This is a genomic window from Aliiroseovarius sp. M344, assembly GCF_025140835.1.
Classification (GTDB): Bacteria; Pseudomonadota; Alphaproteobacteria; order Rhodobacterales; family Rhodobacteraceae; genus Aliiroseovarius.
Window position 1 is genome coordinate 496268 of sequence record NZ_CP081153.1, and the last position, 24659, is coordinate 520926.

The 24659-nt window shown below is 56.6% G+C and carries 28 protein-coding genes; 13 read left to right on the forward strand and 15 right to left on the reverse strand.

Annotated features, from left to right (window positions below; genetic code table 11):
• Positions 1-117: 117 nt before the first annotated feature.
• The 10 genes from K3556_RS02415 to K3556_RS02460 all read left to right on the forward strand — a co-directional run bounded on the left by K3556_RS02415 (position 118) and on the right by K3556_RS02460 (position 10142).
• Complete coding sequence (locus K3556_RS02415) at positions 118-729, forward strand: helix-turn-helix transcriptional regulator (protein WP_260518138.1); 612 nt, start codon at positions 118-120, stop codon at positions 727-729.
• 59 nt (positions 730-788) lie between these two features.
• A complete protein-coding gene (locus K3556_RS02420) occupies positions 789-2105 on the forward strand; it encodes a replication-associated recombination protein A (RefSeq protein WP_260518139.1) in 1317 nt (438 codons plus the stop codon).
• Positions 2106-2415: 310 nt separating this feature from the next.
• Positions 2416-2793 (forward strand): fluoride efflux transporter CrcB, encoded by a 378-nt coding sequence (gene crcB, locus K3556_RS02425; protein ID WP_260518140.1) that lies wholly within the window; start codon positions 2416-2418, stop codon positions 2791-2793.
• On the forward strand, positions 2790-3839 hold the full coding sequence (locus K3556_RS02430) for an RluA family pseudouridine synthase (RefSeq protein WP_260518141.1): 1050 nt from the start codon (positions 2790-2792) through the stop codon (positions 3837-3839). The genes crcB and K3556_RS02430 overlap by 4 nt, the downstream gene beginning before the upstream one ends.
• On the forward strand, positions 3836-4525 hold the full coding sequence (locus K3556_RS02435; protein ID WP_260518142.1) for an HAD-IA family hydrolase: 690 nt from the start codon (positions 3836-3838) through the stop codon (positions 4523-4525). The genes K3556_RS02430 and K3556_RS02435 overlap by 4 nt, the downstream gene beginning before the upstream one ends.
• Positions 4522-5238, forward strand: a complete 717-nt coding sequence (locus tag K3556_RS02440; RefSeq protein ID WP_260518143.1) for an ATP12 family chaperone protein — start codon at positions 4522-4524, stop codon at positions 5236-5238. The genes K3556_RS02435 and K3556_RS02440 overlap by 4 nt, the downstream gene beginning before the upstream one ends.
• A 207-nt stretch (positions 5239-5445) precedes the next feature.
• Positions 5446-6465 (forward strand): amino acid ABC transporter substrate-binding protein, encoded by a 1020-nt coding sequence (locus K3556_RS02445; RefSeq protein ID WP_260518144.1) that lies wholly within the window; start codon positions 5446-5448, stop codon positions 6463-6465.
• Positions 6466-6587: 122 nt separating this feature from the next.
• Complete coding sequence (locus tag K3556_RS02450) at positions 6588-7850, forward strand: amino acid ABC transporter permease (RefSeq protein ID WP_260518145.1); 1263 nt, start codon at positions 6588-6590, stop codon at positions 7848-7850.
• 1 nt (position 7851) lies between these two features.
• Complete coding sequence (locus tag K3556_RS02455; protein ID WP_260518146.1) at positions 7852-9345, forward strand: amino acid ABC transporter permease; 1494 nt, start codon at positions 7852-7854, stop codon at positions 9343-9345.
• A gap of 11 nt (positions 9346-9356) precedes the next feature.
• Positions 9357-10142, forward strand: a complete 786-nt coding sequence (locus K3556_RS02460; protein WP_312847276.1) for an amino acid ABC transporter ATP-binding protein — start codon at positions 9357-9359, stop codon at positions 10140-10142.
• Positions 10143-10273: 131 nt separating this feature from the next.
• On the opposite strand, the gene K3556_RS02465 is transcribed toward K3556_RS02460, so the two are convergent.
• The 5 genes from K3556_RS02465 to argB form a co-directional block, all read right to left on the reverse strand.
• Positions 10274-10762: a SixA phosphatase family protein gene (locus K3556_RS02465; protein WP_260518147.1), complete on the reverse strand. Its 489-nt coding sequence runs from the start codon at positions 10760-10762 to the stop codon at positions 10274-10276.
• 129 nt (positions 10763-10891) lie between these two features.
• A complete protein-coding gene (locus tag K3556_RS02470; RefSeq protein ID WP_260518148.1) occupies positions 10892-11395 on the reverse strand; it encodes a histidine phosphatase family protein in 504 nt (167 codons plus the stop codon).
• A complete protein-coding gene (locus tag K3556_RS02475) occupies positions 11392-12078 on the reverse strand; it encodes a ferredoxin (protein ID WP_260518149.1) in 687 nt (228 codons plus the stop codon). Before K3556_RS02475 ends, K3556_RS02470 begins: the two co-directional genes overlap by 4 nt.
• The gene (locus tag K3556_RS02480; RefSeq protein ID WP_260518150.1) at positions 12015-12809 is read right to left on the reverse strand and encodes a sterol desaturase family protein; all 795 of its coding nucleotides are present in this window, start codon (positions 12807-12809) and stop codon (positions 12015-12017) included. Before K3556_RS02480 ends, K3556_RS02475 begins: the two co-directional genes overlap by 64 nt.
• A gap of 67 nt (positions 12810-12876) precedes the next feature.
• A complete protein-coding gene (argB, locus tag K3556_RS02485; protein ID WP_260518151.1) occupies positions 12877-13737 on the reverse strand; it encodes an acetylglutamate kinase in 861 nt (286 codons plus the stop codon).
• Between the two features lie 108 nt (positions 13738-13845).
• Here argB and K3556_RS02490 point away from each other — a divergent pair, with 108 nt between their 5' ends.
• Positions 13846-14589, forward strand: coding sequence for an SDR family NAD(P)-dependent oxidoreductase (locus K3556_RS02490; protein ID WP_260518152.1), 744 nt, complete (start codon positions 13846-13848; stop codon positions 14587-14589).
• 13 nt (positions 14590-14602) lie between these two features.
• Here K3556_RS02490 and yihA read toward each other — a convergent pair whose 3' ends face one another.
• The 10 genes from yihA to rpmH all read right to left on the reverse strand — a co-directional run bounded on the left by yihA (position 14603) and on the right by rpmH (position 22261).
• Positions 14603-15256: a ribosome biogenesis GTP-binding protein YihA/YsxC gene (yihA, locus tag K3556_RS02495; protein WP_260518153.1), complete on the reverse strand. Its 654-nt coding sequence runs from the start codon at positions 15254-15256 to the stop codon at positions 14603-14605.
• Positions 15253-16005 carry an MOSC domain-containing protein gene (locus K3556_RS02500; protein ID WP_260518154.1) on the reverse strand — a complete coding sequence of 251 codons (753 nt, stop codon included), beginning with the start codon at positions 16003-16005 and terminating at the stop codon, positions 15253-15255. The genes yihA and K3556_RS02500 overlap by 4 nt, the downstream gene beginning before the upstream one ends.
• Positions 16005-17816: a membrane protein insertase YidC gene (gene yidC, locus K3556_RS02505; RefSeq protein ID WP_260518155.1), complete on the reverse strand. Its 1812-nt coding sequence runs from the start codon at positions 17814-17816 to the stop codon at positions 16005-16007. Before yidC ends, K3556_RS02500 begins: the two co-directional genes overlap by 1 nt.
• A 108-nt stretch (positions 17817-17924) precedes the next feature.
• Entirely contained in the window at positions 17925-19457 is a 1533-nt protein-coding gene (locus tag K3556_RS02510; RefSeq protein ID WP_260518156.1) for a putative bifunctional diguanylate cyclase/phosphodiesterase, read from the reverse strand.
• A 116-nt stretch (positions 19458-19573) separates the two neighbouring features.
• On the reverse strand, positions 19574-20425 hold the full coding sequence (ttcA, locus tag K3556_RS02515; protein ID WP_260518157.1) for a tRNA 2-thiocytidine(32) synthetase TtcA: 852 nt from the start codon (positions 20423-20425) through the stop codon (positions 19574-19576).
• 76 nt (positions 20426-20501) lie between these two features.
• Positions 20502-20735, reverse strand: a complete 234-nt coding sequence (locus tag K3556_RS02520) for a hypothetical protein (RefSeq protein WP_260518158.1) — start codon at positions 20733-20735, stop codon at positions 20502-20504.
• Positions 20736-20837: 102 nt separating this feature from the next.
• Positions 20838-21059, reverse strand: a complete 222-nt coding sequence (locus K3556_RS02525) for a hypothetical protein (RefSeq protein ID WP_260518159.1) — start codon at positions 21057-21059, stop codon at positions 20838-20840.
• A gap of 364 nt (positions 21060-21423) precedes the next feature.
• Positions 21424-21672 (reverse strand): membrane protein insertion efficiency factor YidD, encoded by a 249-nt coding sequence (gene yidD, locus K3556_RS02530; RefSeq protein ID WP_260518160.1) that lies wholly within the window; start codon positions 21670-21672, stop codon positions 21424-21426.
• Complete coding sequence (gene rnpA / locus K3556_RS02535; protein WP_260518161.1) at positions 21669-22109, reverse strand: ribonuclease P protein component; 441 nt, start codon at positions 22107-22109, stop codon at positions 21669-21671. Before rnpA ends, yidD begins: the two co-directional genes overlap by 4 nt.
• Before the next feature lie 17 nt (positions 22110-22126).
• Positions 22127-22261: a 50S ribosomal protein L34 gene (rpmH, locus tag K3556_RS02540; RefSeq protein ID WP_260518162.1), complete on the reverse strand. Its 135-nt coding sequence runs from the start codon at positions 22259-22261 to the stop codon at positions 22127-22129.
• Between the two features lie 262 nt (positions 22262-22523).
• Here rpmH and K3556_RS02545 point away from each other — a divergent pair, with 262 nt between their 5' ends.
• Together K3556_RS02545 and K3556_RS02550 are read left to right on the forward strand one after the other, a co-directional pair.
• Positions 22524-23264 (forward strand): TVP38/TMEM64 family protein, encoded by a 741-nt coding sequence (locus tag K3556_RS02545; protein WP_260519159.1) that lies wholly within the window; start codon positions 22524-22526, stop codon positions 23262-23264.
• 1 nt (position 23265) lies between these two features.
• Positions 23266-24636, forward strand: coding sequence for a dihydrolipoyl dehydrogenase family protein (locus tag K3556_RS02550; RefSeq protein WP_260518163.1), 1371 nt, complete (start codon positions 23266-23268; stop codon positions 24634-24636).
• Positions 24637-24659 lie beyond the last annotated feature (23 nt).

Genomic DNA, 24659 nt, shown 5'->3' on the forward strand with positions numbered 1-24659 from the left:
CCCGAATTATTCGACGATTGAGAAAATCCACCTATAAAACGCAGGCGATCAATTTAAGGTTGTTTGACTTCGGCTCTACTGTCTAAAAGGATAGGTGCGGGGAATGGGGTTAGAAATATGGTCGAAGATTTTGGCCTGGATCAAGGGTTGGCCAAGTTGTCTGACTTGGCGCCGAAAGGCTATGCGCTGGGTTTGCACATTCGTTACGCATCTGCCCACATCATGATTCAAACCTATGACCCGCGGTGGAGTCAGATTTACACTGAAAAGGGTTACATGTTGGCGGACCCGATGGTGTTTTGGGGGTTTGGCCACGAAGGCACGATAAGGTGGAGCGCACTTGATCTGCCAGACCCGCATGGGATCTTGTCGCAGGCAGCGGGTTTTGGATTGAAGTATGGGGTGGCGGTTTCGCATGGTTCCACCGCGTCGCGCACAATCGGTGGGTTCGCCCGAGAGGATCGAGAGTTCACCGATGACGAGATCGACAAAATCCACCAATTGGTTATCGAGTTGCACGACAAGTCCACGCCGCCCGAGCAGCTTACCTCGGCGCAGCGTATGGCGTTGCGCCTGATTGCCAAGGGCAGCCGACATGCCGAAGCGGCCTCGCTTCTGGGTATCTCGGAAAGCGCGCTGAAAGCCAGATTGCGAAGTGCCCGTGAACGTTTGTTTGTGCGCACAACCGCCGAAGCAATCCAGCGCGCGCAAGAATACAATCTGCTTTGAACCGGTGTCTTTGGTCTTTTCGCCTTTTAACGACCGCGCACCCCCCTTAGATTTGTCTTATGGCAGATCTGTTTGACAGCAATCCCCCAGCCGCTGGCATAGGCAAAGACGCGCCACGCCCATTGGCTGACCGGCTCAGGCCCCGCACCTTGTCTGAGGTGATCGGGCAGGAGCAGGTTCTGGGTCCGGACGCCCCCTTGGGTACCATGCTTGCCGCAGGCAGTCTTGGGTCGCTGATTTTCTGGGGTCCACCGGGCGTTGGCAAAACGACCATTGCGCGGCTTCTGGCGCAGGAAACCGACCTGCATTTCGTACAGATCAGCGCGATTTTCACTGGTGTTCCTGAACTTCGAAAAGTGTTCGAAGCCGCGCGCCACAGGCGATCAAACGGGCAGGGCACCTTGCTGTTCGTCGACGAAATCCACCGCTTTAACAAAGCGCAACAGGATGGCTTCTTACCTCATATGGAGGACGGGACCATCCTTCTGGTCGGGGCCACAACCGAAAACCCGTCGTTCGAGCTGAATGCTGCTGTGCTTTCGCGCGCGCAGGTTCTTGTGCTGACCCGTTTGACGCTCGCGGATCTTGAACGCTTGGCCCAAAGGGCTGAAAAGGAAATGAACCGCCCCCTGCCGCTGACCGCTGAGGCACGCGCCGCGTTGCTGGAAATGGCAGACGGCGATGGGCGCGCACTTCTTAATCTCGCCGAACAGGTGTTCGCATGGAAGGCCGACAAGAAGCTTGATGTCGAAGGGCTGTCATCGCGTTTGATGAAGAGGGCCGCTGTTTACGACAAGTCGGGTGATGAGCACTACAACCTAATCTCTGCCCTGCACAAATCTGTGCGCGGGTCAGACCCCGATGCCGCGCTGTACTGGCTGGCGCGGATGCTGACGGGTGGCGAAGACCCCCGCTTTCTGGCGCGCCGCATTACCCGAATGGCAGTCGAAGATATCGGTTTGGCAGACCCGCAAGCGCATCGTGTTTGTCTGGATGCATGGGAGACATATGAGCGGCTAGGCAGCCCCGAAGGGGAGCTGGCATTGGCACAGGCGATCACCTATCTGGCGCTCGCGCCGAAATCCAACGCGGTCTATGTGGCTTATAAGGCCGCCATGGCTGCAGCGAAAAAAACCGGTTCGGAACCTCCACCCAAGCACATCCTGAATGCGCCGACCCGATTGATGGAAGATCAGGGATACGGTGCCGGATATGCCTATGACCATGATGCGCCGGATGGGTTTTCTGGCCAAAACTACTTCCCGGACAGCGTCAAACGCGGTGTCTATTATGTCCCCGTTGAACGAGGATTCGAGCGCGAATTGAAGAAGCGCACCGACTATTTCGCGCGCCTACGGTCCAAACGATCTGACTAGTCGCGTTTTCCGACACTGATTGCATTGGTTGAGATGTAATAGCGATGACAAGCAAGCCGCAGAAACGACGGATTTGAGACCCGTGCCCCCAACTTTTTCACTGGTTGGGGTGGTCGCTGGGCGGTTTGATCAGGCGATCCTGACGGCACCTTCTTATCCGCGCGACTTGGTGGCTGCACCGTTGGTCTTTACAATGCTGATCGTTCAGGCTTTGCAGGCCGCAAAGAGGTGCGCCGGTCACCACCCCAATACAAGGCGTAAAACAGATGCAATGCTTGACAACTGCCCCTGTGCATCCGAGTTAGACCCCATGATGACACCCCTTCTTCAAGTCGCTCTTGGTGGCGCAATCGGCGCTTCGGCTCGGTATCTGACTGGCAACGCGGTGACGCGGATGCTGGGGCATGGCTTCCCGGCGGGCACGATGGTTGTGAATGTGCTCGGGTCGTTTCTGATGGGCATTCTGGTGGTGGCCTTGGCCCGCAAGGGCGGCAATGCCGCGGCACCGTTTTTGATGACGGGGCTGTTGGGCGGCTTTACGACCTTCTCGGCCTTTTCGCTGGATGCCATCACATTGTACGAGCGCGGCCAGATTGCGGCAGCCGGTTCCTATATTGCCGGGTCGGTCGTGCTGTCGCTCGCGGGGCTTTTTGCGGGGCTCCTCGTAGCTCGAATGGTGCTGGCATGAGTGGGGTGCAGGTTATCACCGTCGGTCCGGATGAGGCTGAACAGCGGCTGGATCGATGGGTCAAACGAATGTTCCCGCATGTCGGGCAAGGTCGGATCGAAAAGGGATGCCGAAAAGGCGAATTCCGTGTGAACGGCACCAAGGTTAAAACGTCGACCCGGATCGCGCCCGGTGACGAGGTACGGGTGCCTCCGTTGCCAGTACCGGAAAATGGACCGGAACGACCGCAACCTCAGCCGCGTGTGTCAGATGCCGATGCCAAGCTGATTCAGTCCTGTGTGCTTTACCGTGATGATCACATCATTGCGCTGAACAAACCGCCAGGTTTGCCAAGCCAAGGTGGCAGCAAACAGACCCGCCATGTTGACGGGCTGGCGGAAGCGCTGAAATTTGGTCGCGACGACAAACCGCGGCTTGTTCATCGGTTGGACAAGGATACATCCGGCGTTCTGTTATTGGCGCGCAGCCAAAAGATGGCGGGCGAACTGACACAAGCCTTCCGCGCACGTGATACCCGCAAGATCTATTGGGCCGTCGTCGCGGGTGTGCCGCAACCCCGCTGGGGCACCCTGCGCTGGGGCTTGGTGAAGGCACCCGGTCACGGAGGCAAGGGCGAGGGTGAAAAGATGGTTTGCGTCCACCCCCGTCATGTCGATGAAACGCCCGGTGCCAAGCGCGCGACCACGGATTATGCGGTGCTGACCACGCTGGCCAGTCGTGCGGCATGGGTCGCACTTGTGCCTGTCACAGGCCGCACCCACCAGCTTCGTGCCCATATGGCCGAGCTTGGCCACCCCATAGCAGGTGACGGAAAATATGGCGGATCAAGTCAGGAAAACCTTGGCGACGGGTGGGGCGCGCAGCTTGGCGGTGAGATATCTAAGAAGTTGCACCTTCATGCCCGCTCGATCACGTTCACGCATCCTGTCACTAAGAAATCTATGACCATCACTGCGCCGCTGCCTGAACATATGCAGCGGACGTGGGACTATATGGGGTGGCAGGACGGAGACGTGCCCGCCGACCCGTTCGAGGATCTGGAATGACCGACACGCCTTTGCGTCTGGTGGTTTTTGACGTCGACGGCACGCTGATCGACAGTCAGGATTTCATTGTCGAGGCGATGAATCGCGCCTTTGGCGAGATGGGCGTCGCCTGTCCCACACGTGCCGAAGTTCTTTCGATCGTTGGCCTGTCACTGCACGACGCAATTGAGCGCCTCGTGCCCAGTATGTCGCAGACCGAAGTTGCCGAGGCGACCCGGAAATATAAAGACATGTTCATCAAACTGCGCGCCGAAAAAGGGGGCGAGGCTGCGGCCCCGCTTTATCCCGGCGCGCGACAGGCTTTGGACGCGCTGCACCAAAAGGACGAAGTGTTGCTGGGTGTCGCAACCGGCAAAGCGCGGCGCGGACTGGACCACGCCTACGACGCGCATGACCTGCGTCATTACTTTGTTACCAGTCAGACCGCCGACAACCATCCGTCAAAACCACACCCGTCCATGTTGCGCGCCGCTTTGTCCGAAACCGGGGCAGAGGCCGCGCAGGCGGTGATGATCGGTGACACCAGTTTTGATATCGAAATGGGCCGGGCAGCAGGCTATCGCACCATCGGTGTGACGTGGGGCTATCACCCCCGTGAGGGCCTGCTGGCAGCTGGCGCGGACCTGCTGATCGACACATATGCCGAATTGACTGCGGCACTGGACGAACTTTGGGGGAAAGCATGAGCGACTGGGCGGCAAAACGCTTCTGGAAAGAGGCGAAAGCGGTCAAGGCCGACGATGGTTACACTGTTGAACTTGACGGACGCTCGATCCGGACACCAGCAAAGACATTGCTTTTGGTTCCAACCTTGGCGCTGGCAGAGGCGATCGCGCAGGAATGGGACGCGCAGGAGAAAAAAATTGACCCTGCAACCATGCCTGTGACCCGCATGGCAAATTCGGCATTGGATAAGGTCGCGCATCAGTTTTCGGAGGTCGCCAATATGTTGGCCGCCTATGGCGACAGTGATCTTTTATGTTATCGCGCCATAGACCCGGAAAGCCTTGTCGCGCGCCAATCCGAGCAGTGGGATCCAATATTGGATTGGGCGTCCGATTCTTTAGACGCGCGCTTGCGGCCCGTCGCGGGAATCATTCATCAACCGCAGGATAGTGACGCGCTCGCCCGGCTCTCCGAACGGGTGCATGCGTTGTCCGATTTCGAACTTGCGGGCTTCCACGATCTTGTTGCAATCAGTGGATCGCTTGTGTTGGCGCTGGCTGTTACGTCCGAAAGGTTATCTGCGGACGAGGCGTGGCAATTTTCCCGTCTGGATGAGACCTGGCAGGCCGAACAATGGGGAGTCGATGAAGAAGCCTCAGAACTTGCAGAGAAAAAACGTATCGAATTTGTGAACGCCGCTTGGTTCTTCCACGCAAGTGGTCGTGAAACATAATGCAACCAATGTGTTAGCTTCGATAATATTCTTGCTTTCCCCTAGGTTAAGCATCGCATTTGGCGATGTAACCCTTGACGATAACTGATCAATTCTTTCAAACTCCACCCCATGCCGAAAGGGTTCAATCCTTTCGCTAACATCTTGTGGCCACAATGGCTGCGAATTTAGCCCGAAACTACGGGTAACTATCAGGAAGAGGTAAACATGAAAAAATCCGTTTTTCTTGGCGCACTGACTATCGCCAGCATTGCTGCTGGCGCTTCGGCAGCTGCGACCCTTGATGACGTCAAGGCGCGCGGCAAGCTGAACTGCGGTGTGACCACCGGTCTTGTCGGCTTTGCCGCACCGGATGCAAACGGCAAGTGGGAAGGTTTCGACGTCGATTTCTGCCGCGCTGTAGCAGCTGCGGTGCTTAATGACGCAAATGCGGTCGAGTTTGTTCCGACCACCGGCAAAACACGCTTCACCGCCCTTGCTTCGGGCGAAGTTGATATGCTGGCCCGCAACACCACATGGACGTTGTCGCGCGATGTCGATCTGAAGTTCGATTTCATTGGCGTCAACTATTATGACGGCCAGGGTTTCCTTGTCTCGAAAGAGATGGGTGTAAGCTCAGCCAAGGATCTGGACGGCGCAACCGTTTGTATCCAGACCGGCACCACAACCGAGCTGAACCTGGCGGATTTCTTCCGCGCAAACAACATCAGCTACGAGCCTGTGCCGATCGAAACCAACGCTGAGGGTCAGCAACAGTACCTTGCTGGTGCTTGCGACACCTACACCACGGACGCTTCTGGTCTGGCTGCAACACGCGCCACGTTCGAAGATCCGTCGGCGCACGTTGTTCTGCCAGAAATCATCTCGAAAGAGCCGCTGGGCCCGTTGGTCCGTCACGGCGACAACGAGTGGGGTGACATCGTTCGTTGGACGCTGAACGCTCTGATCTCTGCTGAAGAGATGGGCATCACTTCTGCAAATATCGGCGAACTGTCGGCAGCTGCTGGTGATAACCCGGAAATCAACCGGATCCTTGGTACCGAAGGCAATTTGGGCGAAATGCTCGGCCTCGACGCTGACTGGGCGAAGCGCGCCATCATGGCGGGCGGTAACTACGGTGAAGTGTTCGCCAAGAACATTGGCGAAAGCACACCGATCGCTCTGGCCCGCGGCCTGAACGCACAGTGGAAAGATGGCGGCCTTATCTATTCGCCTCCCTTCCGCTAAAACTTCTGAGGAAAGGGCGTGGTTTATCCACGCCCTTTTCGTATCTATCTGAACGCACCTTGGCACCGCAGCAAAAGCCGCGATCTAAATAAACAAAGCCAAGGGCAACGGGGACGTCTTCTATGACAACTATAACCGACCCTCATCAGGGCCAGTTCCGGCTATCCATGCTGTTATATGACAGCCGGTATCGCTCGATGACCATTCAGATTATCGCCTTGATTGGCTTTCTGATGCTTATCTTTTGGTTGCTGTCAAATACAGCACAGAACCTCGCGGATCTTGGGAAAGAGCCCAGCTTCAACTTCATGTTTGAACCCGCAGGTTACGATATCAACCAACGCCTTCTCGATTATAATTCTCAAGATTCGCATTTGCGCGCGTCGCTCATGGGGCTCTTGAATACGCTTCTGGTCGCTGTGATGGGATGTGTTGCGGCAACGATTATTGGCGTAGTCGTTGGTGTTTTGCGCCTGTCGCCAAACTGGATCGTGTCGCGCCTGTCTGCGGTGTATGTCGAAGGTTTCCGCAACGTGCCGGTCCTGCTGTGGATCGTGTTCATAATGGCGGTGCTGATCGAAACCCTTCCGCAACCCAGTGCATTCCGAAAAGGCGAGGCTACTATGTCCCTTTGGGACAGCGTGGCAATCACCAATCGCGGGATATACGTTCCCGAGCCGCTGTTCTCGCGCACGCTCGGGGATATTCATCTTCTGGGCAACTCCAGCCTGCGATTTGATGTCAGCCTTGATTTGCTGGCATTGCTGGCTGTGCTTATTGCCGGCGTTCTGACGTCGCTGCTGATCAAGCGCCGGGCAGATAGTATTCAGGAAGCCACTGGTGATCGGCCGCGGACATGGCATGTGCGCCTTGCCGCTGTCGTCGTACCATTCTTACTGGTTCTTTTCGTGTTAGGTTTCTACCTTGGCTATCCCGAGCTGAAAGGGTTCAACTTCTCGAACGGAACACATTTGCGCAACTCGTTGATCGCCCTGTGGCTCGCGTTATCGCTCTATACCGGGGCGTTTATAGCCGAGATCGTGCGAGCGGGTATTCTGGCCGTGTCGAAAGGGCAAACCGAAGCTGCCGGAGCATTGGGTATGCGTCCAAACCGGACGATGAGCCTCGTGGTCCTGCCGCAGGCACTGCGCGTGATTATCCCACCGCTGATCTCGAACTACCTGAACCTCACAAAGAACAGCTCATTGGCGATTGCCGTGGGTTACATGGACATCACGGGTACTTTGGGCGGCATCACAATGAACCAAACAGGCCGCGAGCTTGAGACGGTTCTGCTGCTCATGCTGGTGTATCTGACCATCTCGCTGACCATTTCAGCGGTGATGAACTGGTACAACGAATCCGTAAAGCTGAAGGAGCGCTGATATGTCTGATATGTCTTATGTTCGCTCTGAAATGTTGCCCGAACGCGCCCCGCCCGCATCGCAGGTTGGTTTCGTCGGATGGGCAAGAGCAAACCTTTTCAACGGGATCGGTAACTCGATTCTGACAGTTCTGGCCATCGTGCTTCTGTGGTACGTTCTTGCCTTCCTTCTGCCTTGGATATTTTCACCGACTTGGAACAGCGGATCGCTGAACGAATGCCGTGAGATCGTAGGTGGCGGGCACGGCGGCGCCTGTTGGGGCGTGATCAATGAACGCTGGCAACAGCTACTTTTTGGTTTCTATCCAAATGGATCTGAAGAAGGAACGGTCGACCAGAGGTGGCGTCCGATACTGGCTTTCGCATTGCTGTTCGTGGCGGTGATCCCGGTTTTGTTCAATATGATTTCACGTCGTATGAACTGGGTGATATTGTTGGCTGTTCTGGGCGTAACTGCACTGTATCAGGGCGGAGGCTTCGGCATCGTTCTGGGTCTGGCGCTTCTGGGTGCAGCTGCTTTTGTCGGCTTCAAAGCGTTTTCGACTTCGAAACAGGATCGGGCCGCTGAGATAGCCGCGGGTGCAAAACGCCTGCCAAATCCGCTGATCTTCTCGGCGATCTATCCCTTCATAGCGCCTTGGCTTTTGTGGGGCGGTTCGATCTGGTTGCCGGTCAGTGCGGCGTTGGGCTTTGTGGTGGGCTACATCGCCTATCGTTTTCTCGCGCCGATTGTTGGCAGCCTGTTGGGAATGATCATTGCGGTGGTTGCGTCCCTGATCTGGTGGCTCTTCCTCGTGGGTGGTTTTGCAAACCTAATGCAAAGCATCATCCCAATTGGATTGGATGTCGTCGAAAGTCGTAACTTTGGTGGCTTTATGCTGTCGATCACCATTGGTGTTGTCGCCATTGCCTGCTCATTGCCCATCGGCATTGTTCTGGCATTGGGGCGTCAGTCAGATTTGTTGATCGTGAAAGCGCTTTGCGTGGGCTTTATCGAGTTCATTCGCGGCGTTCCCCTGATCACACTTCTGTTCGTGGCCTCGACGCTGTTGAACATCTTCCTGCCACCCGGCACCAACTTCGACATCATCTTGCGTGTACTAATCATGGTGACCCTTTTTGCAGCGGCTTACATGGCCGAGGTTATTCGGGGCGGGCTTGCCGCACTTCCAACAGGTCAATACGAAGCTGCAGATGCGCTTGGTCTTGATTACTGGAAGGCACAACGCCTGATCATCATGCCACAGGCGCTGAAGATTTCGATCCCTGGGATCGTGTCGACGTTCATCGGCGTGTTCAAGGATACGGTGTTGGTGTCGATCATCGGTCTGCTCGACCCGCTGGGCTTGTCGAATGGTATCCGTGGTGACCAAAACTGGAACGGTATCGTGTGGGAGCTTTACGGCTTCATCGCCCTAATGTTCTTCATCTTCTGCTTCTCGATGTCGCGTTATTCGATGTATCTCGAACGCCGGCTTCGTACGGACCACCGTTAAAGGAGAGACTTATGTCTTCTATTACTCTCGACCATCACGCCGATCGCTCCAAAATGGAAGTGTCGGACGAACTTGCCATCGAAATTCGTGGCATGAACAAGTGGTACGGTGCATTCCACGTACTGCGCGACATCGACCTGACCGTGTATCAGGGCGAGCGGATCGTTATTGCGGGACCTTCGGGGTCCGGTAAATCGACGCTGATCCGTTGCATCAACCGGCTTGAAGAACATCAGGAAGGTCAGATCATCGTCGACGGGACCGAGCTCACTTCGGACCTGAAAAACGTTGATAAAGTGCGCTCGGAAGTTGGGATGGTGTTTCAGCACTTCAACCTCTTCCCGCACCTGACCATTCTGGAAAACTGCACGCTCGCCCCCATCTGGGTGCGCAAAACGCCCCGGAAAGAGGCGGAAGAAGTTGCGATGCACTTCCTTGAGAAGGTGAAGATCCCGGAACAGGCCCACAAGTATCCGGGCATGTTATCGGGTGGTCAGCAGCAACGTGTGGCCATTGCCCGCTCGCTGTGCATGATGCCGCGCATCATGCTGTTTGACGAACCTACGTCAGCGCTTGACCCCGAGATGATCAAGGAAGTTCTGGAAACCATGGTGGAGCTTGCCGAAGAAGGCATGACCATGCTCTGCGTGACCCACGAAATGGGTTTCGCGAAAGAGGTCGCCAACCGCGTGATCTTCATGGATGCCGGCCAGATCGTGGAGCAGAACGAACCCAACGAGTTCTTCAACAACCCGCAGAACGAACGGACCAAACTGTTCCTCAGTCAGATCCTCTGATCCGGCTCACATTGAACGAAAAGAAAGCCCCGCCAACTGGCGGGGCTTTCTGTTTTTGGGTTATTGGATAACTGTAAGATGTGAATAAGGCCAACAACGATTGCAACTCGAGCCTGCGGCGCCAATGTCGGTCAGGGCATCAGTAAGTGGATGAACTTTGGGTCATCCGATGTGGGTTCGAGAACAACGTAAAGATTGGCGAACTCAGTCTGCTTGATGGTGACGGCTTCAAACACACCAAGGTGTTCTAGAATTCGCGGAATGGTTTCAGCATGGGCGACAATCAGTGCTGTGCCTTCGCTGTGACCGAATTCTAAAGTGTCAACCAGACCAGCAACATCGCCTTTGGGCAAGGCGCTCGTTTGAAGACTTAGAGCGTCGGCAATTATTCCACCAGTTTGTTGGGTTCGCAGTGCATCCGACGTGATGATGACGTCTAGGCCGACGTTCCGAAGTAACACAGCCCAAGCTGCCGCACGCTTTCTTCCTTCGGGCGTGAGTGCAGGATCAGCCCCAGAGAGTTCTTTTTCACCATGCCTGATCAGATAGACCGCGTCCTGAGCCTCAGCAGGAGACCCCGTTGAAAAAAATAGCAGTAGGCCAGCATAGAACATACGCATGGTTTTTGCCTCCCGGTATTGATCGTAGGTCAATTTTTCCAGTATGAGCCTTGCAGATCAAGAGGGTGGTCGCACCGGCCCCGCAAATCGACATTCACGCCCGTGTTTTCTGGCGTCGATCCATGATAGTTATATCAGTTCACGCGGCACCACGAAGTCCACAACGCGGCCGGTGCCCCAATTCACATCCGCCCAGGAGTCCTCGTCGAACTCGATCACCGCTGTCGCTGCGGTTGGATAGTGGTGGAACCTTTGATGTGGGTATGGCTCGCGCGCCAGACGGCGCGCCATATAGGCTGAGCCTGGGTTGTGGGCGACGATCATAGCGACTGGCGCGTCTGCTTTGCGCACCACGTTTAGCATGACCTCTGGGTCCGCCAAATACAGCTCGCGCAAATAGTGGGCTTTTGGCGCACCTACAAACCTGTCCGCGATCAATGCCCATGTTTCGCGGGTGCGTTCTGCGTCCGAGCAAAAGACCTCTTCGGGGGTATACCCTTTGCTCACCAGCCAACGCCCGATCGCCTTGGCTGACGCGCGCCCCCGCTTATTTAGCGGGCGGGCGTGATCATTCAAATCTGCATCGCCCCAGCTTGATTTCGCGTGTCGGGTCAGGATCAGTGTCAAAGTCATTTCGGGTTGAACGCTTTCATATGGAAGGCCGATTGAGCGGCCAACCTGCCATAAGATCGACTGACGGGGCAAGAGCGGCGAACCGCGCATCCTGCCCCCATGCAATCGGCATTGTCGGCGCCATTCAAGTATGATTTGCAGAGTGGGACATCGTAGGCGTCGGACCCCAGCGCATCGACTGGGCAGGCCGTGCGGCAAGGCGCGTCACAGCCTTCGCAGGGACAGGTAGACCCACGCGGTAGCGTTAGCCGTCCTGAAAGCCGCACCGCACCGCGATAGCTGGCCCATAGCCCTGCAGTGTCATGTACAAGCAGCGCCACGGGGGATTGCCACGCACGACCCGACCGCAACGCCCAATCGAAGAAGGGAGGATAGGGCGGTCCGTCTGACGGAAAAATGGCCGTGCCTTGCCAGCGTTTTGCCAAACCTTCGATCACGGCCTTGGACCAGCGATCCATAGGGTCGGGTGATCCGTCCTGATACGCGGCGCTTTGCGTGAAATGCGCCCAGAAGCCGGGTTCCAGCGGACCGAGCAGAACTATCGTTTCAGACCCGTCATGCAATGCGCCAAACACGTCCAGCTGTTGGGCATGGGCATCCTGCGTCAGCTGCTCAAGCGTCACTTCCGCCGAAACGGCAACATCAGGCTCCAGCCCAGTTTCGATGGTTCGTCGTTTTGCCATTGCAGCCCAATCACCATGTCGTCATGCCCGTCACGGGGCTGATCTGTGTATGTCTTGAACATACGATCCCAGACCGACAGACAGAAGCCATAGTTGCTGTCTGTTTCATCTCTGTGAACGGAATGATGAACGCGGTGCATGTCGGGGGTAACCAGAACCAGCCGTAGCCACCGATCCAGACCCAGCGGCAAGCGCATATTGGCATGGTTGAACATAGCCGAGCCGTTCAGGATGACCTCGAACAGGACCACACCCAAAGCCGGCGCGCCCAACAGATAAACCATCCCGATTTTGATGATCATCGAGGCGGCGATCTCGACCGGATGGAACCTTAGAGCGGTGGTCACATCGAAATCCCGGTCCGCATGATGAACCCGGTGCAACCGCCACAAGACCGGCACTTTGTGAAACACCAGATGCTGCGCCCAGATGGCAAGATCAAGGATGACCATGGCGGCGACAACCTCGACCCAAATGGGCAGGGCAATCACGTTGAACAGCCCCCAGCCCTGTGCGGCTGCATCTATTGCCGCGCCGACTGCCAGCAATGGCATCAGGACGCTCATCAGCCGCAGGGTCAGGCTGTCGATGACAATGATTGCCAGATTGGTGGTCCAGCGGGTCTTGCGCGGCTGGGTGCGCGGTCGCCGCGGAGCTTTTGCCTCAACAATGGCGAAAAGCGCAAACAGCCCGACAAACGTGCCCAAACGGATCAGAAGTTCGTATTCCATGGGGTGAATTTATGGACTACCTGCCCAAGCGCAAGACACATTACCGCGACGGCAATCGCCCGATTGGCTAGGCGCGGATCAGAGAGCCTGCGCCGTGATCTGTGTAAAGCTCCAACAAACAGGCGTTGGGTGCGCGACCATCCAGAATGACCACTGCGCGAACGCCGCCGTCAATGGCATCCAACGCGGTTTCGGTCTTGGGGATCATCCCGCCAGCAATCACGCCCGACGCCGTCATGTCGCGGATCTGCGTTGGCGTCAGTTGCGTCAGCACCGCACCGTCCGCATTTTTCACGCCTTCAACATCGGTCAGCAGAAGCAAGCGATCAGCCTTCAAGCCAGCCGCAATCGCGCCGGCCATTGTGTCGCCGTTGATATTGAACGTCTCACCATTTCGACCTGCGCCCAAGGGGGCAATAACCGGAATAGTTTCGGTGGCGGCAAGGTCGCGCAAAATGGAAACGTCCACCTCTGACGGCGTACCAACATACCCGAGGTCGGGATTGGTTTGATCGCAGGTCACAAGGCGGGCGTCTTTCCCAGACAGGCCAACCGCCTTACCGCCTTCGGCGTTGATCGCTTGAACAATCCGCTTATTGACCCGGCCGGACAAAACCATTTCGACCACTTCGACGGTCGCGGCGTCTGTCACGCGTTTTCCGTTCACAAATTCGCTTTTGATTTGCAGCCGATCGAGCATCGAGTTGATCATCGGACCGCCGCCATGCACGACCACAGGTTTCACGCCAACCTGACGCATCAGGACGATGTCGCGCGCAAAGCTGGCCATCGCCTCATCATCACCCATGGCATTGCCGCCAAACTTGATAACAACGGTGGCACCGGTATAGCGCTGCAAGTATGGCAAGGCTTGTGACAGAGTGCGGGCGGTAGCGATCCAATCGCGATTCATATCTTGAGTCTTCATCTTATTTTCCCAGAGTTACTCTGTGTTAGAGCGTTGGTCGCGCGCTGCCAAGAGGCATTGCGCCCAACCTTCGTGCTGCTAGGGTTGCGACGAAACCAACCGACAGGAATGGCGATCATGGCCGAGCAACAAAAAACCCTTCTTCTGACTGGTGCCAGCCGCGGCATCGGACATGCGACAGTTCGACGGTTCAATCTGGAAGGCTGGCGGGTGATCACCTGTTCACGCCATCCAATACCCGAAGAATGTCCTTGGGGCGGTGCAGGAGAAGACCACGTTCAGGTGGACCTATCCGACCCCAAGGATACGATTAATGCGGTTGGGATCCTTCAGGACAAGTTGGATGGACGTCTGGATGCGTTGGTCAACAACGCCGGCATTTCACCGAAAGGGCCGAATGGTGAGCGTCTGAACACCTTGAACACCGATCTGAAAGATTGGGGAAAGGTGTTCCACGTCAACTTCTTCGCATCTGTGGTCCTAGCACGCGGGCTGAAGGACGAGTTGGCGAAGGCCAAGGGTGCGGTGGTTAACGTAACTTCAATTGCGGGCGTGCGCGTCCACCCGTTTGCAGGCGCGGCCTATGCCACGTCAAAGGCAGCCCTTGCCGCGCTGACGCGCGAGATGGCACATGATTTCGGGCCGCTGGGCGTTCGGGTCAATGCGATTGCGCCGGGTGAAGTCGAAACGTCAATCTTGTCGCCGGGAACAGACAAAATCGTCGAAAAACTGCCAATGCGACGTCTTGGGCAACCAGAGGAGGTCGCCGCCGCGATCTATTTCCTGTGTTCCGGGGACAGTTCATACATCTCTGGGACCGAGATTGAGGTGAATGGCGCTCAGCACGTTTAACCGGGCGGCGATATCAATCCAATGTCGCGATGATCGACCTTAGTGTTTCGATCCCAATGCCCTTTTCCGAGGAGGTCAGGACCAGCTCCGGAAAGGCGGCCGGATGCTTTGACAAGGCGCCGCGCACCTGCGCCAGAACTTTTTCACGATCCTTTTCTTTGACCTTGTCGACCTTGGTCAATACCGCTTGAAACGTCACCGCAGCCCTGTCCAGCAGCGACATAATCTCATCATCGACTGCCTTCACACCATGGCGGGCGTCGATCAGCACAAATGCCCGACGCAGGTTTTGCCGACCTGACAAATAGGACTTCAGCAGCCGCTGCCATTTCTCGACCACCTTAACCGGGGCGTTGGCATAGCCGTACCCTGGAAGGTCAACCAGATAGGGGCCATTCGTTGTCGTGAAAAAGTTAATTTCCTGAGTCCGCCCGGGTGTGTTTGAAGCACGAGCGAGCCCCTTGCGACCCGTCAAGGCATTGATCAGGCTGGATTTCCCAACGTTCGAACGCCCAGCAAAGCACACCTCGATCCGGTCCGGATCGGGTAATCCGTCCATCGCCACAACACCCTTCAGAAAGTCGGTGCTGGCCGCAAACAACAAACGACCTTTTTCGCGATCTTGCGCGTCGGGGTCTTCTGCCAAAGGGAAGGGTAGCTGGTTCATGCGATCACCACGACCGGGCTGTCGACATGCACGATGCCGGGTTTGGTGACATAACCGTAAACGCCAAATTCCTGATGACCCCAGCCGTTTTTCAAGGCCCCCAGAGTGTCGGCATCCCGCGCGCCCGTGCGGGTGCTGGCGGTCGTCGCCAAGCAACGCGTGATCTCTTCCCGGATTTCCATTTCAGCCTGTCCGACCCGAATGCGCTTGCCGACCCAGTTCTTTTCTTCCCAAGCCTCAAGACCTGTCAGTTGCAGGTTTCCGCGCCAGCGTTTTGGGGACAGCTCTCGGTTTAGATGGGTCTCGACGGCCTTGTGCGACGCAAGATTGATCAGCGAAATTGACGGAAAATCAGTATCCGTCATCCCCCGATCCGCCTTCACAAGGCGTGAAGGTGCTGCGCGGTCTGGCGGACACAGCGGGCTCACCCAGTCAATGAACCGCGCATTGTCTTCGGTCCGATCAGGATTGATCGTGATGCCGGGCTGCTGTGGATGGGTCAGCGTAATTGTATTGCTCGCAGGGTCGAAACTTGCCTCTAGCGCCATAAGCAACGGCGCTTTTGACCCGCGCGAGAAATTTGCGCACGGCGCCCACTGGCCAGCTTCGCCCAATTTCGCAGCCTCATGAGCGACCGCCCATTGGCGATCATATGGCAGACATTCACCTGCCTTCAGCATCACCTGAAGAAGAGCTTCACGCCCGTGCGACTTGATGGGATGCCGCCAAATTTCGGCGACATGCGCCATTATCCCGCGTCCTTCGACTTGCGTTTGAAGGTTTTAAACACGTTGCCTAAGACATCGGGTTTGTGCCCGTGACTGCGCATGATGGTGTATTGCTGAATGAACGTGATCGTGTTGTTCGCAATCCAGTAAACCACAAGACCCGATGCAAACTGTCCCAGCATGAACATGAACACCCATGGCATCCATGCAAAGATCATAGCCTGGGTCGCATCGGTGGGCGCTGGGTTCAGCTTCTGCTGCAACCACATCGAGATACCAAGGATAATCGGCAAAACACCCAGTGAAATGATTGCAAGCAAGCTTTCCGGCGCCGGAGGCGCATAGGGCAATAGGCCGAACAGGTTCAAAATCGAGCTGGGATCGGGAGCCGAAAGGTCCTTAATCCACCCCATCCACGGCGCATGCCGCAATTCCAGCGTGACAAAGATAACTTTGTAGAGCGAGAAAAAGATTGGAATCTGAAGCAAGATGGGCAGACAGCCGGAAGCAGGGTTTACCTTTTCCTTTTTGTATAGCTCCATCATCGCCTGTTGAAGCTTCGCGCGGTCATCACCGGCGCTCTCTTTCAGCTTCTCCATTTGCGGCTGCAGCTCTTTCATCTTCGCCATCGAGACGTAGGACTTGTAAGCCAACGGGAACAGGATCGCTTTGATCACCAGCGTCAGGCCGATGATGGCCCAACCCATGTTCCCAATCACGGCGTTCAGCCAGTGCAGTACTGCAAAAATGGGCTTTGTCAGGAAGAAGAACCAACCCCAGTCGATTGAGTCGATAAATTTGTAGATGCCATCTTCGTTCTGGTATTTGCGGATGGTTTCCCATTCTTTTGCGCCAGCAAACAGGCGGGTCTCGACGCTGGCCGAGGCACCCGGCGCCACATCCAACGTGCCCATTCTGATCTGCGTTTGATAGATATCGGCCTTCTCCGCATAGCGCACGACCGAGGTGAAACCCTGTCCGGGTTCCGGGATCAGCGTGGTCATCCAGTAGTGGTCGGTGAAGCCGATCCAGCCGTTTTCGGTGACCTGTGCGACGTCGGCTTTTGCGCCTTCGCGTTCGTCAAATGTCAGGTCGGCCACATCAGAATAATCGGTTTCCTCAAGTTCCTTGTCGACCTGGCGAATAACGCCTTCATGAAGGATGAAAAATCCCTTCTGATTAGATGGTTCGCCATGACGGGCCAGAACGCCATAGGGCGCCATGCGATGGGCGGTAGCGCCAGTGTTCTCGACCGATTGGTTGATGGTAAACATAAAGTTTTCGTCCACCGAGACTGTGCGGCGGAAAATCAGGCCATTGCTGCTGTCCCAACGCAACGTAACCGGCGTTTCGGATGTAAGCTTCGTGCCGCTCTCAATTGACCAAACAGTTGTGGGCCCCGGAACATCTTCCAGCGCAGTTTGGCCACCGGGCGTCCAGCCATAGAGGGCATAGTAAGCCTCGGGCTCGCCGGTGGGGCGCAGCAGCTGAACGATGTCGCTCTCTTTTGAAAGTTCGACGTGGTAGTCTTTCAGTTTGAGATCATCCAAACGACCGCCCAACAGCGAGATGGATCCCGACAGTGCTGGTGTATCGATTTCGACCCGTCCAACTTGGGCTTGCTGAGCGGATACATCGGCGGTGGTGGCGGCGGTCGCCGCTGCGCTGTTGGAAGCAGGCAAGGATGGCACGATTTGACCTTCGGCTGCAGCCTGTTCTGTCGGCGCAGTGGCCGGAACGGGTTCTGCAGGCGGAAACATGATCATCCACCCAGTAATGACGAGAAAGCTCAGCACTGTCGCGAGGATCAGGTTCTTGTTCTGGTCGTCCATCGGGCCTCACCACTCATCAATTTCGGTCAGAGTGGTTCAACAGGGCAGGGCGCAAAAGGTCAAGCAGTTTTAACTCGCGTGTCGTTAGATTGCTGGTGAATCATGGCTTCACGCAAGTCTGGGAACAGCCTCAGATGACAACAGTTTCGGTTCGTGTGCCTTGACCCAATCCAGAAAAGTCTGCGCAGGCATTGGCTTGGCAATTGAATACCCCTGGGCATGATCACAGCCCAGTGCAACAAGCTTTGTATGTTCGCCATGGGTTTCGACGCCCTCAGCGACGGTCCCCACGTCCAGTTGATCCGCGATCGTCAGAATCGCCGAGATCATGTTTTGTTGGTCAGTATCGGTGTCGATATGGGTCACGAAAGACCGGTCAATTTTGATCCGGTGCACATTGAAACGCGCAATGCTCGCGATAGACGCATTTCCAGTCCCAAAATCATCTAAGTCGATCTTGCAGCCCAAATCTGCCAAAGCATTAATGTTATGCCGGGCGACGTCATCCTCGGTCTGCGCAATGACATTTTCAAGAATTTCGACCACCAAGCGATTGGGTCGCATGTCAAATCGGTCCAGCTCCCATTTGATTTTCTCCGATAAGTTGGGGTTGTTCAGTTCCTCAGCGGAAATATTGATCGCCACAGCGGGAATTTCCAAACCTTGGCGGTCCCAGTCCTGTAACGCAGAAAGGGCACCAAACAGAACAACCTCACCCAGCCTTTCCATCAAGCCAGCCTTGGAAATGGCGGGCAGGAACGCGCCGGGCGCAATCAGCCCCATTGTCGGATGTTGCCAACGCACCAATGCTTCGCAACCTGAAACGCGACCGGTCTTGACGCTGACTTGAGGCTGAAACCACGGTCGGATTTCTCCGGCATCAAGAGCACGGCTGAGTTCATCGCGATTGTGTTCGGAACGACCCACGCGCGCAGCCATACCGTTCGAGAAGGCGCGAATGGACCCTGGCCCTGCCAGCACTGCAACGCCAAGGGCGCTTTCGGCAGCCGCCAAAAGCGCTTCGCCCGTTGCTTCTGGGGAACGGCTTGGCAAGGCGAAGCCGACGCAAGACGACAAAAGCACCCGCGTTTGGTCAACCGAAATGGGTTCGCTGACCGCTGCTTGAAGGCGTGCGGCCAATTGCAGGGTGGCCTCCAGGTCTGCGCGCTGTCTCTTATCGATCGAGATGCCAAACCTTCCGGTGTTCAAGGCGCACATCAAATCAGTTTCACGCAAAGTGGCTTTGACCCGATCCGCAATTGTCCTGAGGACCTGACGAATACTTTCTTCGCCAAGTTGCGCGGACAGTTTCTGGATGTCGTCAATCTCCAGAACGAAGCAGGATTTTTCAAAATCCGCATCGCTTGCGAAACCCCGGTCCAACTGCTCAAGCAGTTTTGGCCGTCTTGGCAAGCCTGTGATCTCGTCGTTTGCCACCCCCCTCGTTGGTTTAGGGCGCGTAAGCGCGCCACCAATCGCGAGGAGACCGGGGAACAAAATGGCGACCAGAACCATCAAATTTTCCCCACCGTTCCAAAATGCCATGATCATAATCGCGGGTAGAAATGCGGCCAGATGGGGCGCGGTAAGCACAGCACGCACGCGTTTTTTTACTTGCTCAGCACCCTGAACTCCCACCATGACAGTTTCCTTTTGTCGCCGGTCACACACGAAGGGCCCGCGTGCTTAGAAGCGCGCCCCGTCAATGGACAAACTAGGAACATGTGGTCAATCAGAAGTTAACGCGCGCCGGAAAACTATGGCGAATTGTCTTCAATCGCAGGCGTTTCCCGTGCGAGCGCTTTGAAATCAAAAAGTTGTGGGTCCAACAGATGGCTTGGTCGCGTGTTCATCAGGGCCCTGAACATAACCTGACGACGACCGGGAGAGTTGGCCTCCCACGTGTCGATGATTGCCTTGACCTGTTGGCGTTGCAGCCCATCTTGAGAACCGCACAGATCACAGGGAATGATCGGATAATTCATCCGGGTGGCAAACTTCTCGCAATCCGCCTCAGCGACATGTGCGAGGGGGCGATAGACGAACAAATCTCCCTCCTCATTGAGCAGTTTTGGCGGCATTGTGGCCAGCCGACCACCATGAAACAGGTTCATAAAGAAGGTTTCAAGGATGTCGTCTCGGTGATGTCCCAGCACGACGGCGGAACACCCTTCCTCGCGCGCGATGCGGTAAAGGTTTCCACGTCGCAGGCGCGAACATAACGAACAGAAAGTTCGGCCTTGCGGGATTTTGTCCATAACGATCGAATAGGTGTCTTCGTATTCGATCCGATGTGGCACCTGCATCTTCTCAAGAAACTCGGGCAAGACCGTCGCGGGAAAGCCGGGTTGCCCCTGATCAAGATTGCAGGCCAACAGTTCGACCGGCAGTATCCCGCGCCATTTCAGCTCGTACAGGGCAGCCAGCATTGTGTAGCTGTCTTTACCGCCAGACAGACAAACCAGCCACTTCGCGCCGCGTTCAACCATACCATATTGGTCCAAGGCCTCGCGCACATTGCGCATGATGCGCTTGCGCAGCTTTTTGAACTCGGTGGTCGAGGGCGCGCCGTGAAACAGCGGATGGATATCGTCAAGGTCGTCCAGCATGGGCGCGGCATATGGGAAAAAAGGCAGCCGGGCAAGGGAAAGCAGAGGCATGCGGTTTCGCATGCCTCTGCGTTGCTTACCGTAACAGAAGCTGTTTCTGGTGCGGCATTTCCGGTGTGTCCTGCGGAAGATTTAGATCCCGGCGTGCGGCCGGGCCAAGGTCTTCAAGGCGCAGCAGGTGGGACGGTCGCGCGAACAGGGCGGCCCGGATCACCCGCCAGCGTCCATGGCGTTCGATCAGCCCCAACAGGGCAGATTGCAGTCGTCGCCTGTGGTGTCGCCGCCGTGGCAGCGTCAGCGAATACGTCATCGTCATTCTCCAGTCGCTCATTTGGAGGCCTTGTCGGGCCTCAAGTTAGCTTTAGGTCAAGAAGTTTCTGGCCCGCCCCAACAAAAACGGGGCGGGATAGGATCAGAAACGCAGATCAAGCAGCACTGGCGGAGGGTGACTGGGCGGCAGCCCCACGTCGCGACGCAGATGGTCGGACATGTGATCCGTGCGCGGTCGCCGATGACGCCGGGTTGCGAGATTTGCGACCAGCACGCGCACGACGCGCCATGCGCCGTGATTTGTGATCAGATCGTCAACCAGATCGTTGAGCCGAAGCGGTTCGGTTTTAAAATTCGAGTCCATCATGGGTTCGTTACCGGTGGGGACACCGGCCCTCTTTTTTGGTTTGTGGTTATTTGGACTCTCTGACGCGGGTGTTGGTCGCAGACACAGCTAAAGTGTCAGGACAAGCACAGGTCAAAGATGTCAGAAATGCCCATCACGGGCGGCTCAATGGGGCCTTTAGGCGCGTGATGCAGTCATCACGAGGCGGGAAAGCCCCATAGTACCGAAACGCGGCAGGCGAGATGGAGAACGCTGGTATTCATCATGTAACGCCTCCTTTTGTTGTGAGCGTTGCGGTTGGCGCTGTTTTAGAGCACGGATCGCGATTCTCAAGAACTAAGCGCAAGAAGTCGCGTTGTGTGGCCATGGTGGCACGGTGCGATCAGTCGTGATCCCGGCAATCATGATCTGTTCCGGGGACCGGGTCATAGCCGCACGACCCCCATGGGTTGCACCGCGCGATCCGCTTGGCTGCAAGCCACCCGCCCTTGAACGCGCCATGTTTCTGCAACGCTTCAAGTGCATAGGCGCTGCAGGTGGGCTGATATCGGCAGTTGAACCCAACCCATGGGCTGAAAACCGCGCGATAGGCGCGGATGGGTAAGGACAAGATGAAGGCGGCGGGGTTCATGGCTTTTTGCGCGGGGTATGAATCTGTTTCAGGGCGCGGACGAGATCCGCTTTCAGATCAACATAGTCATGGCTTGCGGTTTTTTCCGCGCGACCGATCAGCACATAGTCCCAGCCCGGTTTACCCATGGCAGGCAGAACGTCGCGCGCGATGGCGCGAAGGCGCCGCTTGGCTTTGTTGCGCGCCACGGCGTTGCCGACTTTTTTTGAGCAGGTGTAGCCGACGCGGGTTTGGTCGGCTGGTGCTTTCTCGTCCGCCCCACGCTGACGGGCTTGCAAAAGGAAAGCAGGCGCGGGCGCGCGTCTGGCGCGGGCAGCGGCCAGAAAATCCCGACGTTCGGTTAGGGTCGCGATCTTACGTTCGCTCGCGCAAACGGAAACCGCCGCAGACCTTTCGGTCCCGGCGGTTTTCGATGTGTCAGCTTTGGGCGCAGACATGGCTGCGACCCGACGGCTTATGCGCTCAGCGACTTCCGACCGCGTGCACGGCGCGCGTTCAGAATCTTACGGCCAGCGGCAGAAGCCATGCGCGCACGGAAGCCGTGGCGGCGTTTGCGAACCAGGTTCGAAGGTTGGTAGGTGCGTTTCATCGCCCGTCTCCGTCATATGCGTCCCAATCCCGGTGGATTCGGCGCGTGTGTTATTCGAAGCCCGGTCTATAGGGGGCATTCAGGGGCAAGTCAAATGGCTGATGAAATATTTTCGTCCCTTTTGTTACATCCTTATGCGATTTTTTCACCCCTGTTCAACCACGCGTGATGTGGGTGGGCAAGACGGGCGATTGCGCTCATGTTGCCAGAAACCCAATGCGGCCCGTCCGCTGTATTGCCCCATGGCATGGAAAGACCAATGATGATGACTGAACCGGATGCGGATATGCAGAAACCCGCACAGAACGCCTTGTTGCGGCGCCTGCCGCTGATCGCGATCTTGAGCGTTGCCGTTATTGGCGCGCTTACCCTGCGCGATTACCTGAGTTTTGAGACATTGGCGCAAAACCGCGAGGCGCTTTTGGCGTTTCGTGACACCAATTACGCGCTGACCGTCGGGGTGTTTATCGCGGCTTATGTGGTGATTGTTGGCTTTTCGCTGCCCGGCGCCACCATTGCCACCCTGACCGGAGGGTTTCTCTTCGCGACCTTCCCCGGCGTGCTCTTCAACGTTTTAGCCGCCACAATCGGGGCGACGATCATCTTTCTTGCCGCGCGCTGGGGGCTGGGTGAACGCCTTGCCGCCAAGATGGAAGGTAGCGAAGGTGCTGTTAAGAACATCAAAGACGGGATCGACGAAAACCAGTGGTCGGTTCTGTTCCTGATCCGCCTTGTCCCTGCCGTGCCATTTTTCGTGGCCAACCTGATCCCTGCGCTGGTCGGCGTGCCGCTGCACCGATTTGTCGTCTCGACCTTCCTTGGCATCATTCCCGGCGGATTGGTCTATACGTCTGTTGGGGCTGGTCTGGGCGAGGTCTTCGCCCGTGGCGAAACGCCTAATCTGGGCATCATATTCGAGCCGCATATTCTCTTGCCCATACTGGGTCTGGCCGCGCTGGCCGCCCTGCCGATGCTCATCAAGCTTTTCAAGAAGGACGCCTGATATGGCTGAACGGATCAAAACGGATGTCTGCATCATTGGTGCAGGCTCGGGCGGGCTGTCGGTGGCGGCGGGTGCTGTTCAGATGGGGGCATCGGTTGTCCTTCTGGAAGGCCATAAAATGGGGGGGGACTGCCTGAACTACGGCTGCGTTCCGTCCAAAGCACTGCTGCATGCGGGCAAGTCCGGCATGGGCTGGGCCGAGGCGCATGACCATGTGCGAAACACCATCGCAACCATTGAACCCCACGATTCAGTCGAACGGTTCGAGGGGCTGGGCGTGCGCGTCATCACGGAAAACGGCCAGTTCATCTCAGAAAACGAGGTTCAGGCCGGCGAACATGTGATCGAAGCCCGTCGTTTCGTGATTTCGACCGGGTCGTCGCCATTCGTGCCGCCGATTCCGGGCATCGAGAACGTGCCCTATGAGACGAATGAAACCATCTTCGAGATGAAAGAACAGCCAGAACACCTTTTGATTGTCGGTGGTGGTCCCATCGGTATGGAAATGGCGCAAGCGCATCGCCGTCTTGGCTGTGAGGTTACAGTTATTGAAGGCATGAAAGCGCTGGGCCGGGATGATCCTGAAATGGCGGCGCAGGTTCTGAAAGCACTTCGCGACGAGGGCATCGCCATCGAAGAAGATGCCATGGCCGCAGAGGTTCGCGGCAAAGCTGGCGAGATCGAGGTCGAAGCCAAGGATGGCCGCATCTTCAAAGGCACTCATCTGTTGATGGCCGTGGGCCGCAAGCCCAACACCGACAAGCTGAACCTAGACGCGGCGGGCATCGAGCCCACCCGCGGAGGGATCAAGGTGGATGAAAGCCTGCGCACAACGAACCGGAAGGTCTATGCCATTGGGGATGTCGCGGGTGGGCTGCAATTTACTCATGTGGCGGGCTACCACGCCGGCGTGATCATTCGCTCGATGCTGTTTGGGCTGCCGTCAAAGCAACGCACGGATCACATTCCGTGGGCCACGTACACCTCGCCCGAGATGGCACAGATCGGCTTGACCGAGGCGCAGGCCAAAGACGCGCACGGTAACAAAATGGAAGTTGCGCGTTTTGATTTCGCTGGCAACGACCGGGCCATTGCCACGCAACAAACCAATGGTCTGATCAAGGTGATGATCGTGAAAGGTCGCCCTGTGGGTGTCTCGATTGTTGGGCCCAACGCAGGTGAAATGATCAACCTCTGGGCGCTCGCACTCGCCAACCGGCTGAAAATGGGGCAGATTGCCGCCATGGTCGCGCCATACCCGACGATGGCGGAAGTCAGCAAACGCGCAGCAGGGGCCTATTTCTCGCCGCGACTGTTTGATAACCCTTGGGTTAAGCGGATTGTCGGACTGGTACAGAAGGTCCTGCCGTGAAGTTTTAAGGGCGGAGCGCACAA